Origin of the sequence: Clostridioides sp. ZZV14-6345, from assembly GCF_020657775.1 — a bacterium.
GTDB classification, from domain to species: domain Bacteria; phylum Bacillota; class Clostridia; order Peptostreptococcales; family Peptostreptococcaceae; genus Clostridioides; species Clostridioides difficile_D.
The window spans coordinates 29,203-45,548 of the sequence record NZ_JAGWCX010000003.1 but is presented as its reverse complement, the minus strand read 5'-3'; the positions used below and the strand labels follow the sequence as shown (position 1 = coordinate 45,548).

14 protein-coding genes and 1 pseudogene are annotated in these 16,346 nt (G+C 30.6%); 10 read left to right on the top strand and 5 right to left on the bottom strand.

Annotated elements, in window-relative coordinates:
- Positions 1-22 precede the first annotated feature (22 nt).
- The 3 genes from carB (KGF39_RS01275) to carB (KGF39_RS01265) all read left to right on the top strand — a co-directional run bounded on the left by carB (KGF39_RS01275) (position 23) and on the right by carB (KGF39_RS01265) (position 7,925).
- Positions 23-3,229 (top strand): carbamoyl-phosphate synthase large subunit, encoded by a 3,207-nt coding sequence (gene carB / locus KGF39_RS01275; protein ID WP_227820889.1) that lies wholly within the window; start codon positions 23-25, stop codon positions 3,227-3,229.
- Between the two features lie 258 nt (positions 3,230-3,487).
- A complete protein-coding gene (carA, locus tag KGF39_RS01270) occupies positions 3,488-4,537 on the top strand; it encodes a glutamine-hydrolyzing carbamoyl-phosphate synthase small subunit (protein ID WP_227820888.1) in 1,050 nt (349 codons plus the stop codon).
- A 181-nt stretch (positions 4,538-4,718) separates the two neighbouring features.
- Positions 4,719-7,925 (top strand): carbamoyl-phosphate synthase large subunit, encoded by a 3,207-nt coding sequence (gene carB, locus KGF39_RS01265; protein ID WP_227820887.1) that lies wholly within the window; start codon positions 4,719-4,721, stop codon positions 7,923-7,925.
- Positions 7,926-8,036: 111 nt separating this feature from the next.
- Here carB (KGF39_RS01265) and KGF39_RS01260 read toward each other — a convergent pair whose 3' ends face one another.
- Positions 8,037-8,366 (bottom strand): PadR family transcriptional regulator, encoded by a 330-nt coding sequence (locus KGF39_RS01260; RefSeq protein ID WP_227820886.1) that lies wholly within the window; start codon positions 8,364-8,366, stop codon positions 8,037-8,039.
- 290 nt (positions 8,367-8,656) lie between these two features.
- On the opposite strand from KGF39_RS01260, the gene KGF39_RS19780 reads away from it, so the two are divergent.
- The 5 genes and pseudogenes from KGF39_RS19780 to KGF39_RS20145 all read left to right on the top strand — a co-directional run bounded on the left by KGF39_RS19780 (position 8,657) and on the right by KGF39_RS20145 (position 11,076).
- Positions 8,657-8,779: a hypothetical protein gene (locus KGF39_RS19780; protein WP_054275430.1), complete on the top strand. Its 123-nt coding sequence runs from the start codon at positions 8,657-8,659 to the stop codon at positions 8,777-8,779.
- On the top strand, positions 8,776-9,462 hold the full coding sequence (locus KGF39_RS01255) for a response regulator transcription factor (protein WP_054275429.1): 687 nt from the start codon (positions 8,776-8,778) through the stop codon (positions 9,460-9,462). The genes KGF39_RS19780 and KGF39_RS01255 overlap by 4 nt, the downstream gene beginning before the upstream one ends.
- Complete coding sequence (locus tag KGF39_RS01250; protein WP_413927001.1) at positions 9,449-10,057, top strand: sensor histidine kinase; 609 nt, start codon at positions 9,449-9,451, stop codon at positions 10,055-10,057. Before KGF39_RS01255 ends, KGF39_RS01250 begins: the two co-directional genes overlap by 14 nt.
- Positions 10,058-10,101: 44 nt before the next feature.
- Positions 10,102-10,788 (top strand): annotated as a pseudogene (locus KGF39_RS01245) (ABC transporter ATP-binding protein).
- Between the two features lie 18 nt (positions 10,789-10,806).
- Positions 10,807-11,076 carry an FtsX-like permease family protein gene (locus tag KGF39_RS20145; RefSeq protein WP_413927058.1) on the top strand — a complete coding sequence of 90 codons (270 nt, stop codon included), beginning with the start codon at positions 10,807-10,809 and terminating at the stop codon, positions 11,074-11,076.
- Between the two features lie 308 nt (positions 11,077-11,384).
- Here KGF39_RS20145 and KGF39_RS01235 read toward each other — a convergent pair whose 3' ends face one another.
- From KGF39_RS01235 to KGF39_RS01225, 3 genes are read right to left on the bottom strand one after another with little or no spacing between them, the layout of a single operon-like run.
- The gene (locus KGF39_RS01235; protein WP_107595752.1) at positions 11,385-12,242 is read right to left on the bottom strand and encodes a MerR family transcriptional regulator; all 858 of its coding nucleotides are present in this window, start codon (positions 12,240-12,242) and stop codon (positions 11,385-11,387) included.
- A gap of 20 nt (positions 12,243-12,262) precedes the next feature.
- Positions 12,263-12,928 carry an RluA family pseudouridine synthase gene (locus tag KGF39_RS01230; protein WP_227820885.1) on the bottom strand — a complete coding sequence of 222 codons (666 nt, stop codon included), beginning with the start codon at positions 12,926-12,928 and terminating at the stop codon, positions 12,263-12,265.
- The gene (locus tag KGF39_RS01225; protein ID WP_227820884.1) at positions 12,928-13,800 is read right to left on the bottom strand and encodes a class I SAM-dependent methyltransferase; all 873 of its coding nucleotides are present in this window, start codon (positions 13,798-13,800) and stop codon (positions 12,928-12,930) included. The genes KGF39_RS01230 and KGF39_RS01225 overlap by 1 nt, the downstream gene beginning before the upstream one ends.
- 167 nt (positions 13,801-13,967) lie before the next feature.
- Between KGF39_RS01225 and KGF39_RS01220 the strand changes: the two genes are divergently transcribed.
- Positions 13,968-14,711: a DUF3298 and DUF4163 domain-containing protein gene (locus KGF39_RS01220; protein ID WP_227820883.1), complete on the top strand. Its 744-nt coding sequence runs from the start codon at positions 13,968-13,970 to the stop codon at positions 14,709-14,711.
- A gap of 218 nt (positions 14,712-14,929) precedes the next feature.
- Here the strand turns inward: KGF39_RS01220 and KGF39_RS01215 are convergent, their stop codons facing one another.
- On the bottom strand, positions 14,930-15,157 hold the full coding sequence (locus tag KGF39_RS01215) for a single-stranded DNA-binding protein (RefSeq protein ID WP_054275421.1): 228 nt from the start codon (positions 15,155-15,157) through the stop codon (positions 14,930-14,932).
- A gap of 202 nt (positions 15,158-15,359) precedes the next feature.
- Here KGF39_RS01215 and KGF39_RS01210 point away from each other — a divergent pair, with 202 nt between their 5' ends.
- Positions 15,360-15,929: a recombinase family protein gene (locus KGF39_RS01210; RefSeq protein WP_079740218.1), complete on the top strand. Its 570-nt coding sequence runs from the start codon at positions 15,360-15,362 to the stop codon at positions 15,927-15,929.
- Positions 15,930-16,346 lie beyond the last annotated feature (417 nt).

Here is a 16,346-nt window from a genome sequence, read left to right as displayed (position 1 = left end):
ATTTAGATAAGGAGAAAAATTTATGCCTAAATTAGATAGTATAAAGAAAACTTTAGTATTAGGGTCAGGACCAATAATAATAGGTCAAGCGGCAGAATTTGACTATTCAGGAACACAAGCTTGCCAATCTTTAAAAGAAGAGGGAATAGAAGTTGTATTAATAAATAGTAATCCAGCTACAATAATGACTGATAAAGAAGTGGCAGATAAAATATATATAGAACCATTAACAATAGAATTTATAGAAAAAATAATAGAAAAAGAAAGACCAGATAGTTTACTTGCAGGTATGGGTGGTCAAACAGGTCTAAACTTAGCAGTTGAACTTTATGAAAAAGGCATACTAGGTAAATATGGAGTAAAGATAATAGGTACTTCAGTAGAATCTATCAAAAAAGGTGAAGATAGAGATATATTTAGAGAAGTAATGAAAGAAATAAATCAGCCTGTAATAGTTAGTGATATAGTTACAGACTTACAAGCAGGTCTTGATTATGCACTTACAATTGGTTATCCAGTAGTTGTAAGACCAGCATACACACTAGGCGGAACTGGTGGAGGTATAGCTGAGAATGAGGAAGAGTTAAGAGAGATACTTTCACATGGACTACAATTAAGCCCAGTTGGACAAGTATTAATTGAAAAGAGTATAAAAGGTTGGAAAGAAATTGAGTATGAAGTAATAAGAGATTCAAAAGGAAACTGTATAGTCGTATGTAATATGGAGAATATAGACCCAGTTGGAGTTCATACAGGAGATAGTATAGTTGTTGCCCCAACTCAAACTTTAAGTAACAAAGAATGTGCAATGCTTAAAAAAGCATCTTTAGATATATTAAATGCAGTACAAGTTCAAGGTGGATGTAATGTTCAATTTGCACTTAACCCACATAGTTTTGAATATGCAGTTATAGAGATAAATCCAAGAGTTAGTAGATCATCAGCCTTAGCATCAAAAGCTACAGGATATCCAATAGCTAAAGTTTCATCAAAAATAGCTTTAGGTTACACTTTGGATGAGATAGAAAATGCAGTGACTAAAAAAACTTATGCTTGTTTTGAACCAACTATAGATTATGTGGTGGCAAAAATACCAAAATGGCCTTTTGATAAATTTAAAAAAGCAAATAGAAAACTAGGAACTAAGATGATGGCAACTGGTGAAATCATGAGTATAGGAAGCAACTTTGAAGCTGCTATTCTTAAGGGAATAAGATCGCTTGAAACAGGAAAATATTCATTAGTTCACTCACCATCTGAAGAGAGAAGTATTGAGGAACTAAAGAAAAGAGTTGTAGTACCTGATGATGAGAGATTATTTGATTTAGCTGAAATGATAAGAAGAGGCTATAAAGTAGAAATGATAGAGCAAATTACAGGTATAGATAAATGGTTTATAAATAAATTCAAATGGATAGTAGAGCAAGAAGAAAAACTAAAAGTTATGAAAATTGAAGATTTAACTAAAGATTATCTTCTTGAATTAAAGAAAAAGGGATTCTCTGATAAAGGTATATCTGACTTGATGAAGATAAGCCCAGAAAAATTATATGAATTGAGAAGTCTATATAATATAAAACCAGCATATAAAATGGTTGACACTTGTGCAGGTGAGATAGATGCTATATCTCCTTATTACTATTCAACTTATGAGCAATATGATGAGGTAGTTGTTAGTGATAAGAAAAAGGTGATAGTATTGGGTTCTGGTCCAATAAGAATAGGTCAAGGTATAGAATTTGACTATTGTTCAGTTCACTGTGTAAAATCTTTAAGAAAAATGGATATAGAAACTATAATCATAAACAATAACCCTGAAACAGTAAGTACAGATTTTGATACATCAGATAAGTTATATTTTGAACCATTAACAGAAGAAGAAGTTTTAAGTATAATCGAAAAAGAAAGACCAGAAGGTGTAATACTACAGTTTGGTGGGCAAACAGCTATAAAATTGGCTAAGTTCTTACATGAAAAAAACATACCTATATTGGGAACTGACTTTGATGATATAGATGCAGCAGAAGATAGGGAAAAATTTGATGATTTACTAGAAAGACTAGATATAAATAGACCAAAAGGAAAGGGTGTATGGTCACTTAGCGAAGGTATTGAAGTTGCTAATGAATTAGGTTATCCAGTATTAGTTAGACCATCTTATGTACTTGGTGGTCAAGGTATGGAAATAACTTATAACGAAGAAAAATTATCTCAATACCTACAAGATGCATTTGATAGAGACCATAAAAATCCAGTACTTATAGACAAATATCTAACTGGTAGAGAAATAGAAGTAGATGCCATATGTGATAAGGAAGATATATTAATACCTGGTATAATGGAACATTTGGAAAGAGCTGGAGTTCATTCTGGAGATAGTACAACAATGTATCCAAGCCAAAATATATCTGATGAAATAAAAGAAAAGATAGTAGAGTATACTAAAAAAATAGCTTTAGACCTTAATGTACTTGGTATGGTTAATATACAGTTTATAGAATTCCAAAATGAATTATATATAATTGAGGTTAACCCTAGAGCTAGTAGAACAGTTCCATATATAAGTAAAGTGAGCGGAGTACCAATAGTTGATTTAGCAACTAAGTGTATGTTAGGGGCTAAATTAAAGGATTTAGGATATGGTACAGGAGTTTACAAAGAGCCAAAATTAGTATCAGTAAAAGTGCCAGTATTCTCAATGTCTAAATTATCTAAGGTTGAAGTAAGTCTAGGACCTGAGATGAAATCTACAGGAGAAGTTCTAGGCGTAGGAGAAAATTTAGAAGAAGCTTTATATAAAGGATTCTTGGCGGCAGGTAGACATATGTCTGATGAAAGAGGGGTAGTACTTGCTACTGTCAATAATCATGATAAAGATGAGTTTATAGAGATAGCAAAAGATATGAAAGAGTTAGGATATACTTTTGTTGCTACAGAAGGAACAGCTAAGAGTTTAAGAGAAAATGGAATAGAGGCAGATATAGTAAATAGAGTAGAAGAATCTAGACCAAACATATTAGATGCTATAAGAAATAAACAAGTTGATATAGTAATAAATACACCTACTAAAGGAAATGACTCTACAAGGGATGGATTTAAAATAAGAAGAACAGCTATTGAATTTTCTACTGAAATAATGACATCTTTGGATACATTAAAAGCTTTGGTAGAGGTTAAGAAGAAGCACTTAAATAAAGATGAGTTAAAAGTTTACAATATAGCTGAATAGAGATTAAGTTGATTGTATAGTTTAAGAATTTAATTATTAAATTAAAAAGAAGAAGTTATTTTTTCTATGAGTTTTTACTTTTGAGATAACTTCTTTTTTTTAAGAAATTTGTAGTATAATAGAAAAAGATAAAAAATAAATGTAAATAAGTATAAAACTAGAATGTAAAAGTGAAAAATATATATAGATATTTAAAAGCTAATATTTAGTTAATGTTCTTTAGTTTGCCTAAAGAGAATTATTAGGAGGTACTGTAATATGAAAGCAAGGTTAATATTAGAAGATGGAACAGTTTTTATAGGAAAGGCATTTGGATATTTAAAAGAAAGTGTAGGAGAAGTAGTATTTAATACTTCTATGATAGGATATGGTGAAGTTTTAACAGACCCTTCTTACTATGGTCAAATAGTTACTATGACTTATCCTCTTGTAGGAAATTATGGTATAAATTTATCATCAGCAGAGTCTGAAAAAGTTCAAGTAAAGGGATTCATAGTAAGGGAAAAAAGTGATTCTCCAAGTAATTTTAGATGTGAAATTGATATAGACCAATATTTAAAACAAAATAAAGTTATCGGTCTTGAAGGAATAGATACAAGAGCTTTGACTAAGATACTTAGAAATAATGGAACAATGAAAGGTATAATTACATTAGAAGACAGCAAGTTAGAAGATGTTAAACATAAATTGGATAAGTTTTCAAATACAGAAGCAGTTAGAACAGTTACAAGAAAAGAAGTAGAGCATATAAAAGGGAATGGTCCAAAAGTGGCTGTGATGGATTTTGGAGTTAAAAGAAATATATTAAGGTCATTTATAGCTCGTGGATGTGATGTAACAATATTTCCAGCTACAACATCTCCTGAAGATGTATTAAGTATAAACCCTGATTTAATATTCTTGTCAAATGGACCTGGAGACCCAGAAGACTTAGAAGATGTTATAGAAAATATAAAAGCTCTTATTGGTAAAAAGCCTATAGTTGGAATATGCTTAGGACATCAACTTTTAGCTTTAGCTCTTGGAGGAAAAACTGCTAAGCTTAAATTTGGACATAGAGGTGGAAATCACCCAGTTAAAGATTTAGAAGAGGGAAAAGTCTTTATAACTTCTCAAAATCATGGGTATTATGTTTCAGAAGTTCCTGAACACATGAAAGTGACACATATAAATTTAAATGATAATACTGTTGAAGGAATGAGACATGAGAAACTAGATGTATACAGTGTTCAATACCACCCTGAGGCTTGTCCAGGACCAAAAGATAATGACTATATTTTCGATAAATTTTTAGAGTTAGTAAAATAGATAATATTAGGATATATAACTAAAAAATAAGAATAACTTAAATCAAAAAAGATTGATTTAATTAATATAGATGTATATAATGAGAAAACTTAAATTTAAGATGAAATAAAGTAATTAAAATTGATTATATAGATGATGAAGATAAGAGATGTGAAAATTGTTTAGATAAGGAGAATGAGTTATGCCTAAATTAGATAGTATAAAGAAAACTTTAGTATTAGGGTCAGGGCCAATAATAATAGGTCAGGCGGCAGAGTTTGACTATTCAGGAACACAGGCTTGCCAAGCATTAAAAGAAGAGGGAATTGAAGTTGTATTAGTAAATAGTAATCCAGCTACGATAATGACTGATAAAGAGATTGCAGATAAAATATATATAGAGCCATTAACAATAGAATTTATAGAAAAAATAATAGAAAAAGAAAGACCAGATAGTTTACTTGCAGGTATGGGTGGTCAAACAGGATTAAACTTAGCTGTAGAATTACATGATGCTGGTATACTAGATAAATATAATGTAAAAGTTATAGGGACATCTATAGAGTCTATAAAAAAGGGCGAGGATAGAGATTTGTTTAGAGAGGTAATGAAAGAAATAAATCAGCCAGTAATAGTTAGTGATATAGTTACAAATTTAGAAGCAGGACTTGAATTTGCCAACAAAATAGGATATCCAGTAGTTGTAAGACCAGCATATACATTAGGTGGAACTGGTGGAGGTATAGCCGATACTGAGGAAGAATTAAGAGAAACTCTTACACATGGATTACAATTAAGTCCAGTAGGTCAAGTTCTTCTTGAAAAGAGTATAAAAGGTTGGAAAGAAATAGAATATGAAGTAATGAGAGATGGAAATGGGAACTGTATAACTGTATGTAATATGGAAAATGTAGACCCAGTTGGAGTTCATACAGGAGATAGTATAGTTGTTGCACCAAGTCAAACTCTAAGTGATGAAGAGTATCAATTACTTAGAAAAGCATCAATAGACATAATAAATGCAATAGAGGTTCAAGGTGGATGTAATGTTCAAATAGCTTTAAACCCACATAGTTTAGAATATGCGATAATAGAAATAAACCCAAGGGTCAGTAGGTCATCAGCCTTAGCATCAAAGGCTACAGGATATCCAATAGCAAAAGTAGCAGCTAAGATAGCTTTAGGTTACACTTTGGATGAGATAGAAAATGCAGTGACTAAAAAAACTTATGCTTGTTTTGAGCCAACATTAGATTATGTAGTAGTAAAAATACCAAAGTGGCCATTTGATAAATTTAGACATGCCAATAGAAAATTAGGTACTAAGATGATGGCAACTGGTGAAATCATGAGTATCGGTAGTAACTTTGAGGCTGCAATTCTTAAAGGGATAAGATCACTTGAAACAGGAAAATATTCGTTGGTTCATGCACCATCAGAAGGTAGAACATTAGAAGAATTAAAGGCTAGAGTTGTAGTACCTGATGATGAGAGATTATTTGATTTAGCTGAAATGATAAGAAGAGGCTATAAAGTAGAAATGATATCAGAAATAACAGGTGTTGATAAGTGGTTTATAAACAAATTTAAATGGATAGTAGAGCAAGAAGAAAAATTAAAAGTTCTAAAAATAGAAGACCTAGATAAAGAGTATCTACATGAATTAAAGAAAAAAGGATTCTCTGATAAAGGTATATCTGACTTAATGAAGATAAGCCCAGAAAAATTATATGAATTAAGAAGTCTATATAATATACAGCCAGTTTATAAAATGGTTGATACATGTGGAGGAGAATTTGAAGCTCTATCACCTTACTATTATTCAACTTATGAGCAATATGATGAGGTAGTTGTTAGTGATAAGAGAAAAGTGATAGTATTGGGTTCTGGTCCAATAAGAATAGGTCAAGGTATAGAATTTGACTATTGTTCAGTTCATTGTGTAAAATCTTTAAGAAAAATGGGAATAGAAACTATAATTGTAAACAATAATCCTGAAACAGTAAGTACAGATTTTGATACATCAGATAAGTTATATTTTGAACCATTAACAGAAGAAGAAGTTTTAAATATAATCGAAAAAGAAAAACCAGAAGGTGTAATATTACAGTTTGGTGGGCAAACAGCTATAAAATTGGCTAAGTTCTTACACGAAAAAAACATACCTATATTGGGAACTGACTTTAGAGATATAGATGCAGCAGAAGATAGAGAAAAGTTTGATGATTTACTAGAAAGACTAGATATAAATAGACCAAAAGGAAAAGGTGTATGGACAACTAATGAAGGTGTTGGAATTGCTAAGGAGTTAGGCTATCCAGTATTAGTTAGACCATCTTATGTACTTGGTGGTCAAGGTATGGAAATAACTTATAACGAAGAAAAATTAATTCAGTATTTGGATGATGCATTTGATAGAGACCATAAAAATCCAGTACTTATAGATAAATATCTAACTGGTAGAGAAATAGAAGTAGACGCTATATGTGATAAAGAAGATATATTGATACCTGGTATAATGGAGCATTTGGAAAGAGCTGGAGTTCATTCTGGAGATAGTACAACAATGTATCCAAGCCAAAATATATCTGATGAAATAAAAGAAAAGATAGTAGAATACACTAAGAAGATAGCTTTAGACCTTAATGTACTTGGTATGGTTAATATACAGTTTATAGAATTCCAAAATGAATTATATATAATTGAGGTTAACCCTAGAGCTAGTAGAACAGTTCCATATATAAGTAAGGTGAGTGGAGTACCAATAGTTGATTTAGCAACTAAGTGTATGCTAGGGGCTAAATTAAAAGATTTAGGATATGGTACAGGAGTTTACAAAGAGCCAAAATTAGTATCAGTAAAAGTGCCAGTATTCTCAATGTCTAAATTATCTAAGGTTGAAGTAAGTCTAGGACCTGAGATGAAATCTACAGGAGAAGTCCTAGGTGTAGGAGAAAATTTAGAAGAAGCTTTATATAAAGGATTCTTGGCGGCAGGTAGACATATGTCTGATGAAAGAGGGGTAGTACTTGCTACTGTCAATAATCATGATAAAGATGAATTTATAGAGATAGCAAAAGATATGAAAGAGTTAGGATATACTTTTGTTGCTACAGAAGGAACAGCTAAGAGTTTAAGAGAAAATGGAATAGAGGCAGATATAGTAAATAGAATTGAAGAGCCTAGACCAAATATACTAGATGCTATAAGAAATAAACAAGTTGACATAGTAATAAATACACCTACTAAAGGAAATGACTCTACAAGGGATGGATTTAAAATGAGAAGAACAGCCATTGAATTTTCTACTGAAATAATGACATCTTTGGATACACTAAAAGCTTTGGTAGAAGTTAAAAAGAAACATTTAAACAAAGATAAGTTAAAAGTTTATAATATAGCTGAGTAGAAGTGATAAATTTTCTATTTTACACAAATTTATTTACAGTTATTCATGACAACTATATAGTATTAAATTATTTTAAAGGCGTTAGCTATAGAAGCTCTCGCCTTTTATAATCTATTTCCCTCTCTTTAGAAATTTGTTAATAACGCTTTGTATAAAGTCCCACTCTTGAATCTTTAATTCTAAGTTTTCTTTTCCTTCGTCTGTTATATTGTAATACTTTCTTCTACTTCCAAGTCCTTGGTCATTTCCCCAATATGATTTTATTAGACCCTTAGATTCTAGTCTTTTAAGAGATACATAGAGAGTACTTTCCTTTAATTCAAAAGTTGTTTCATCTCTAACTACTTTTGCTATTTCATAACCATATGAATCCCCTTTATTTATTATTGATAATATTAAAGTATCAATATGACCCTTAAGTACTTCTTTATTCAAGTCCATAGATTCACCTACTTTATTATATCATATACATCGTATTATAAGGTATATATAAGTATATAATAAAACATCGAGCTTAATTTTTCAAGTATCGATTATAAAGCGTATACTAACATGGGGGTACCATAGTAAACATGTAGATTGATAAGCACATCATCAGGGAGGTGGCGTGCGTTGGAGTGTATGTTTATAAGTTAGTGAGTTAAAAAATAGTTGCACTTACATTATGTTTTTTGTCCTAGATTGTATATTTCTGTTATAAGAAATATAATAAATCAATGGAGGTGTTATGTATGGATTATATAAGAACAAAAGAAACTACTGAAAATTTTGGAATAATAGATAAAATAGTAGTGTATTATTACTCTGCTGGAAGATATAAAACTAATAAAACAGAGGAGGGTGAAAGTAAATGAAACGGATATTTTTGGTTGAGGATGATAAAGCAATTGCCAAGAATCTTATTCTTTTGCTTGACTCAGAAGGGTTTATAGTAACCCATGTACCCACAAGAAGTGAAGCCCTTGTAGAGATTGCTGAGAATAAATTTGACTTGGCACTGATTGATATTTCCTTACCTGACGGAAATGGGTTTACGATTTGCACAGAAATTAAAGAAAAGCAAGAGATTCCGGTTATCTTTCTAACAGCCTCAGGAGATGAATCGAGTGTTGTTACTGGGCTTAACATGGGTGCGGATGATTATATCACCAAGCCTTTTCGTCCACGTGAATTGATTGCTCGAATTAGAACAGCACTACGAAAAAGTGAGCGTTTTGGGTCGGCTTTTGAAATCTGTGGGCTTTATGTCGATATGTCAACTGGTGTTGTTAAAAAAAACGGTAACGAAGTTTTTCTTTCAGCTTTAGAATACCGCTTGTTGTTGGTGTTTATTAGCAATCCAAAAAGTATCATTACAAGGGTCAGATTGCTTGACGAATTGTGGGATGCAGCAGGCGAGTTTGTTAATGACAATACATTGACTGTGTACATCAAACGCTTGCGAGAGAAGATAGAAGACGACCCTTCAAGTCCACAAATAATTTTGACTGTTCGTGGGACAGGGTATAGATTGGGGGTAGGGTATGCTTCGAAATAAAGAGTTTCAGAAGTTTGCCATTTTATTTTTATTAATAACTATTGTTACTGTAACTTTGGGATTTGCAATCAATGTTATGACTGGGATACTTGCCACTGCATTTGGAACTGTGTTTTTCATGTTTACTAAAAACCGATACGAAAGCATTGCACATATTTCAGAACAAATCGATATTGTGCTTCATAATGCTGACCACTTATATATCGCTGAATCAGAGGAAGGCGAACTTTCCATTCTACAAAGTGAAGAATATCTTGCCGATTCACTGGCTGACATCGCCCACCAACTCCGTACTCCCCTTACATCAGTTACTCTTATTTTGTCATTGTTAGAGAATAATCCTGATGAAAAGGAGAGAAAAGATTTGATAAGGGAAACAGAGGAATTGCTTGTGCGAATGGATTGGTTGATTACTTCACTTTTAAAATTATCTCGTTTGGATGCAGGTATTGTGGTTTTTCAAAAAGAAGAAATTGATGTAAATAATTTGATTAGTGCTGCACTTCACCAATTTCTAATTCCCATGGAACTACACAATATAACTTTACAAATTAATGTACCAAAAGGAACAAAAATTTGGGGAGATTTAAATTGAAAGTCCTATGATATATTTATAAAATATGAAAGGAGACTTATATAATGGAATTTTTAAAAATTGAAGATTTATGCAAAGTCTATGGTAAGAATGAAAACCAAGTTACTGCACTCGACCGTGTTTTACTTACTGTTGAAAAAGGAGAGTTTACTGCAATCATTGGTTCCTCTGGTTCTGGTAAATCTACATTGCTACATTCCATCGCAGGCGTGGACGTACCAACAAGTGGAAAGATATATCTGGAGGGGCAGGATGTATATGGTCAGAGCAATGAAAAACTTGCTATTTTCCGCAGGCGACAAGTTGGATTGATTTATCAGTTTCACAATCTGACACCAACGTTAAATGTGGTGGAAAATATTACTCTACCTATACTTATGGATAAGCGTAAGGTTAACCAAGAAAGGTTAAATGAACTGTTAGAATAACTTGGCTTAAAAGAAAGAAAAACACATTTGCCAAACCAGCTTTCTGGAGGTCAGCAGCAACGTGTTGCTATTGGTCGTGCATTGATGAATGCACCAGCAGTTATGCTTGCAGATGAACCTACTGGTAGCCTAGACAGCAAAAACGGACAGGAGATTATCCATCTACTAAAAGAAAGCCATAACAAATATCACCAGACTCTCATCATTGTCACACACGATGAAAATATTGCCCTACAGGCAGATAGAACTATCTGCATTTCAGATGGAAAAGTAGTGCGTGATGATAGGAAGGTGAACCGTTAATGAACATTTTTAACAAATATGTATGGAATGATGGATGAGAATCGCAATTACATTTTTATTGCCAATGTGTTTTCATATACTTTCATAATTATGATTTCTCTGATTTCGATTGCCAATGTGTTTAACACAATTTCAACTAATATCAAGCTACGCCGTAGAGAGCTTGCCATGCTTCGTTCAGTAGGAATGTCTGAGCATGATTTCCAGAAGATGATGAATTTTGAGTGTGCTTTTTATGGTATAAGGGCGTTGATTTTCGGCCTTCCTATAGCAGTAATTTCGTCCTGACTAATTCATAAAGTAATGGTTACAGATGATATCGATTTTGTGATTCCATGGGCTAGTATCGGAATTAGTATATTTAGTGTTCTATTTATTGTGTTCATTACAATGTTGTATACTATTAATAAAATAAAAAAAGAAAATATTATTGACGCACTTCGTGATGATATGGCTTGATTAAAAACAGGTGGGAATTGGCTTTATCCATGTTCCCACCTGTTTTCTTAAAAAGTTCACTGTGAGTAATCACAATCCAGAGAAACCGTATATTGATAATAGACAACTATATTAAGATTTATAAGCAAACTAAATTACTATACCAGGCATCTTAAGTCAATTTCTCTTTTTTTAACTTGTATCTGAATTTCAGTTAGAAGTTCTTTTTCGTTGTTTGTAGACAGAGGGTCTATTATAGGTATTTCATATATATAATTTTCAATAGGTATTCTTTTATACTCAACATAATCAACTAGTTTCTTAAAAGCAGTATAGTTTTCTTTGTAAGACCCTTTATATGTCATACAAATAAAGTCACCAGCTGAAATTTCTGTTATATATTTTTGTGATTTTATATCAAATAAATCTCTTTCAACAGTTACAAAACTATTGTCATAAATAACTTTATCTTCTTTTAAAAATTTATCTATAGATACAAGTCCACTTACTCCACCATAAAACACAGATATATTATCTTCTAGTATATTTGCTATTTGTCTTCTGGAAAGTTCCATAGTTTCTTCATTACTTAATCCTTCTTCATATTCTATAGATAAGATACTTCTTCGTGGGATATGTTTTCTCACTATTTTACCGACTTCATCCACTTTCATACCTTTTTCCATGGTTTCTTTCTTTGCACTTAGCACTTTTTTTATTAGTTCTAATTCTTTAATTTTTTCGTCCACTATATTAATTTTATTAGTCAGTAGCTTTAGAATTTCTTCATTATTTTCATCAAGCTTTGATTTAATTTCTTTTAAGGGCATACCTAAATACTTTAAGTATTTTATAATATCTAATTGTGAAAATTGGTCAATTGAGTAATATCTGTAATTGCTTTCTTTATCAACATGAACAGGTTTAAATAAACCTATTTGGTCATAGTATCTTAGTGTTTGTATACTTATTTTATGAAGCTTTGACATTTCACCTATTGAAAATTTTTTACTCATATAATCACCTCATTTGAGATTTAAAATATATTCCATGGATATTTATCAGGTGGATGGCATGTAAACTCCATTTTTTCTTTTGTAGTAGGATGGTAGATTTCTATCTTATTGGACCAAAGAGATATTTGTTGTCCAACTTTATTTATTTCTTTTCCATATCTTTGGTCTCCATATAATGGATGTTTTCTGCTTGAAAATTGAACTCTTATCTGATGAGAGCGACCAGTCTTTAAGTTAACTTGAACTAAGCTTAAATTTTCTTTAAAGTCTAATACTTTATAGTTAAGTTCAGCTTCTTTGGCATCTGTATGATTTTTTTTCACTACAGTTACCATATTAGTCTTTTTATTCTTATATAAAAAATCCCTTAATGTATCTGAACTAGATTTTATCTTGCCATGAACAACAGCTAGATAGGTTTTTTTGAAGCTCTTATTTCTCACTTGCTCAGATAATCTAGATGCTGCCTTTGATGTTTTTGCAAAAACCATAACTCCACCTACTGGTCTATCCAATCTATGTATTAAACCAATATATACATTTCCAGGTTTGTTATACTTTTTTTTAATATAGTCTTTTAAAAGATTTACCATATCCTTATCATTAGTATTATCTCCCTGAGATAATATGTTAACTGGTTTTTCTACAACTAATAAATGGTTATCTTCATATATGACTTTTATCATTATTTTTTCTCCCATCTTCCAAATATACCACAAGGAAGTATCTTACCATCTCTGGAAGCTGGTATTCCTAATTCTCCACCATATACATCTCCTGTATTTGTCTTCTTACCTATTGTTGTAGACAATACATTTTCAAGAACTATTGGAGAAAAACCTGTTGTATAAGAATTAATCAAGAAAAACAAAGGGTTATCTGATAAAACTCCCATACATAAATCTACAAAACTATATAACTTTTCTTCTATTTGCCATACCTCTCCTTTAGGACCTCTTCCATAAGAAGGTGGGTCCATTATTATTGCATCATATTTTTTACCTCTTCTTATTTCTCTTTCAACAAACTTTACAACATCATCTACTATAAATCTTACTGTTTGATTTTTAAGACCTGATAACTCTATGTTTTCTTTTGCCCAATTAACCATACCTTTTGCAGCATCAACATGACATACTTCTGCACCAGCAGATGCACAAGCTACAGTAGCTCCACCTGTATATGCAAAAAGATTTAACACTTTTATAGGTCTGTTAGCTTTCTTTATTTTTTCTATCATCCAATCCCAGTTAGCTGCTTGTTCTGGGAACAATCCAGTATGTTTAAATCCAGTTGGTTTAATGTGAAACTTTAAGTTTTTATAATTTATAGTCCATTGTTCTGGATATCTTTTTTTGTGCTCCCATTGACCTCCGCCTTTATTACTTCTATGATAATGTCCATGAGGGTTTTTCCATAAAGCCCATTCAGATTCCATTGGCCATACAACTTGTGGGTCTGGTCTTCTAAGTACATAATTACCCCAACGTTCTAATTTTTCTCCATTTCCCATATCTATAAGTTCATAATCTTTCCATTTATCTGCTAATAATAACATATTTTTCCTCCTATAAAATAACTCTCAATCCTATGTATTATACCACAAAATTAGTCATTTTTTGCTGTTTTAGATACTTTCTATTCTTTACATTTACTATTAACATTATTACTGTTTTAAGCATATTATATTGTATCTGATTTTTTTATAAAAGGGGGAGGATTTTAATGGAAAATTATCAATCCACAAATACTTGTACATATAATATATTATATGTGCAATTTAATGAAGACTTTGAAAGAAGTAAGTATTTTTCATATGATGTAAAGTATCCTGTTATATACAATATTAGAAATCAATCTACGTACGTAAACCCAGTTATTTTAAATAACATAAACAATGCTGTAAGAATGACTGTAAATAATTTTAAAAACGGTTTGCAGGAAGAAGAACAAGAATATAATAATGCAGCTTCTCAAAATTCACTTCCAAAACAAAGTTATTGGGTATCCACTAATTACGCAGTTACTTTTAATAAAAATTATGTACTAAGTATGATATTAAACCTTATGGGATTTACTAATAACTCTGGACCTAAATACAATACATTGAATAATTACAATATAGATTTGACAACTGGAAAGGAACTTTTGCTTGGTGATATTTTTAGAGATAGGGTTGATTATATAAATATAATAACTGATTATATAAAATCTCAAATAAATGAAAATAGAGAAATGTATTATTCTAATGTTGAATTAGTTGTACCTGAAGACCAAGCTTTTTATCTTACAGATGGTGGAATTGTCATCTATTTTGGGGTTGATGAGATAGCACCTGAAAGCTTTGGAATACCTAAGTTTAAGTTGAAGTTTTCTGACTTTGGAAATTTCATAAATTCACGCTTTTATTGTATTTCCCCAGATATATATGTTCAATCAAGAGGAAGGGCTAAACATTTTATGAGATAAAAATATAGATAATTCTAAGCCCTATTTTAGTATTTATGCTGGAGTAGGGTTAAGATTTATCTATCTTAAACAATGTGATTTAAACAATACTATTTATATGTACTAATTCTATAAACTTAGACATATTGATAAATATTAAAATAGCACGATTGTTTTGTATTAAAAGTTTTAACTTTTGAATCAACAAGAAGATTATATTATTATATACATTTAAGTGATTATTTTTTTTTATACATTTGCTGATAAGCAGAGTTTTTATTTATGACCTCTACATTCAAATTGGGATTACTTACCACTTCATACAAAAAAAGCTTTCCTAATTTTAATCTGATATTCATCTCCAACCTGTTCCATTCATAGCCTTTGAACAATTCTTTTAATAAAAAAACTTCTCCGCAATGGATGTTTTTTAATTCATCTATTGCTTCTTTTAACAGACTATTCATATTATTTCCTCCAATTTGTATAGACTCATTAATTTCATTATATTGGTAATTTTTGACATAGTCAAACAAATTATAAAGGAATTATTATGGTGTCAAAAGTTAACAGTATTGACACTAAAAAACCGTTTTAGTAAAATGGATAAAGATAAATAAATACAGACTTATGAGTAACTTCTGTACTAAATATTTATGTTAGGAAGTGATGATTATTATATATGGATATTGCCGTGTAAGTACAAAAAATCAAACAGATAATAACAGTCTGTATCAGCAACAGCAAGAAATATTGAACAAATATAATGATGCTAAAATAATAAAGGAAACTTATACAGGTACTACTACAAATAGACCTAAATTTGAAAAAATTATATCATCTCTAAAAAAGGGAGATTTACTTGTTGCTACTAAATTAGATAGACTAGCGAGAAGTACATCAGAAGGGATACAACTAATAGAAGGTTTGTTCGCTAAAGAAGTGAGTGTTCATATTTTAAATATAGGTCTCTTAGAAAATACTTCAATGGGCAAGTTTTTTCTAACTACATTACTTGCAGTTGCAGAACTTGAGAGAAACATGATAATAGAACGTACTCAATTAGGGAAAGAATTTGCTAGGAAGAAAAAAGATTTTAAAGATGGTAGACCAAAGAAATACAGCAATCAACAGATACAATATGCATTGGGATTATTAAATTCTAAATCCTATAGAGAGGTTGTGAAGATGACTGGCATATCTAAGAGTACACTTATTCGTGCTAAGAAGTCAATCTAATGAGGCATAATTTATGAAATATTAGAGGTATAAGTAAACTAAATATATTTATGCCTTTAAATAATCTTATTTTTAGATTTAATAAGTAGAAAAACTTTTTTAACTTTTTATAGGATATTTTTAAATTATATAATTTTATAAAGGTATATTTTGTTATAAATATTAAGTAATATTAAAGTCCTTAACTGTAATGCATTTATGAAAAGGTAATAAATATTGAAAAACTTATGTATGATATAAAAAGTTGATGCTTTATGTAAATTATTTAATATATAGTATAAAAATAGGTATATCTTAGAATGACCTTAGTTATTCTAAGATATACCTATTTTTGTATCAAAAATTTTAAACATTGTAAAAAAAATATCAAAAATATATTGACTCTATAGTTACTATAGAGTTTATAATTAGAACTGT

What these genes read in the sequence shown, in the direction of transcription:
- carB (WP_227820889.1), top strand. Translation starts at nt 23, where the DNA reads ATGCCTAAATTAGATAGTATAAAGAAAACTTTAGTATTAGGGTCAGGA.
- carA (WP_227820888.1), top strand. Translation starts at nt 3,488, where the DNA reads ATGAAAGCAAGGTTAATATTAGAAGATGGAACAGTTTTTATAGGAAAG.
- carB (WP_227820887.1), top strand. Translation starts at nt 4,719, where the DNA reads ATGCCTAAATTAGATAGTATAAAGAAAACTTTAGTATTAGGGTCAGGG.
- KGF39_RS01260 (WP_227820886.1), bottom strand. Translation starts at nt 8,366, where the DNA reads ATGGACTTGAATAAAGAAGTACTTAAGGGTCATATTGATACTTTAATA.
- KGF39_RS19780 (WP_054275430.1), top strand. Translation starts at nt 8,657, where the DNA reads ATGGATTATATAAGAACAAAAGAAACTACTGAAAATTTTGGAATAATA.
- KGF39_RS01255 (WP_054275429.1), top strand. Translation starts at nt 8,776, where the DNA reads ATGAAACGGATATTTTTGGTTGAGGATGATAAAGCAATTGCCAAGAAT.
- KGF39_RS01250 (WP_413927001.1), top strand. Translation starts at nt 9,449, where the DNA reads ATGCTTCGAAATAAAGAGTTTCAGAAGTTTGCCATTTTATTTTTATTA.
- KGF39_RS20145 (WP_413927058.1), top strand. Translation starts at nt 10,807, where the DNA reads ATGTATGGAATGATGGATGAGAATCGCAATTACATTTTTATTGCCAAT.
- KGF39_RS01235 (WP_107595752.1), bottom strand. Translation starts at nt 12,242, where the DNA reads ATGAGTAAAAAATTTTCAATAGGTGAAATGTCAAAGCTTCATAAAATA.
- KGF39_RS01230 (WP_227820885.1), bottom strand. Translation starts at nt 12,928, where the DNA reads ATGATAAAAGTCATATATGAAGATAACCATTTATTAGTTGTAGAAAAA.
- KGF39_RS01225 (WP_227820884.1), bottom strand. Translation starts at nt 13,800, where the DNA reads ATGTTATTATTAGCAGATAAATGGAAAGATTATGAACTTATAGATATG.
- KGF39_RS01220 (WP_227820883.1), top strand. Translation starts at nt 13,968, where the DNA reads ATGGAAAATTATCAATCCACAAATACTTGTACATATAATATATTATAT.
- KGF39_RS01215 (WP_054275421.1), bottom strand. Translation starts at nt 15,157, where the DNA reads ATGAATAGTCTGTTAAAAGAAGCAATAGATGAATTAAAAAACATCCAT.
- KGF39_RS01210 (WP_079740218.1), top strand. Translation starts at nt 15,360, where the DNA reads ATGATTATTATATATGGATATTGCCGTGTAAGTACAAAAAATCAAACA.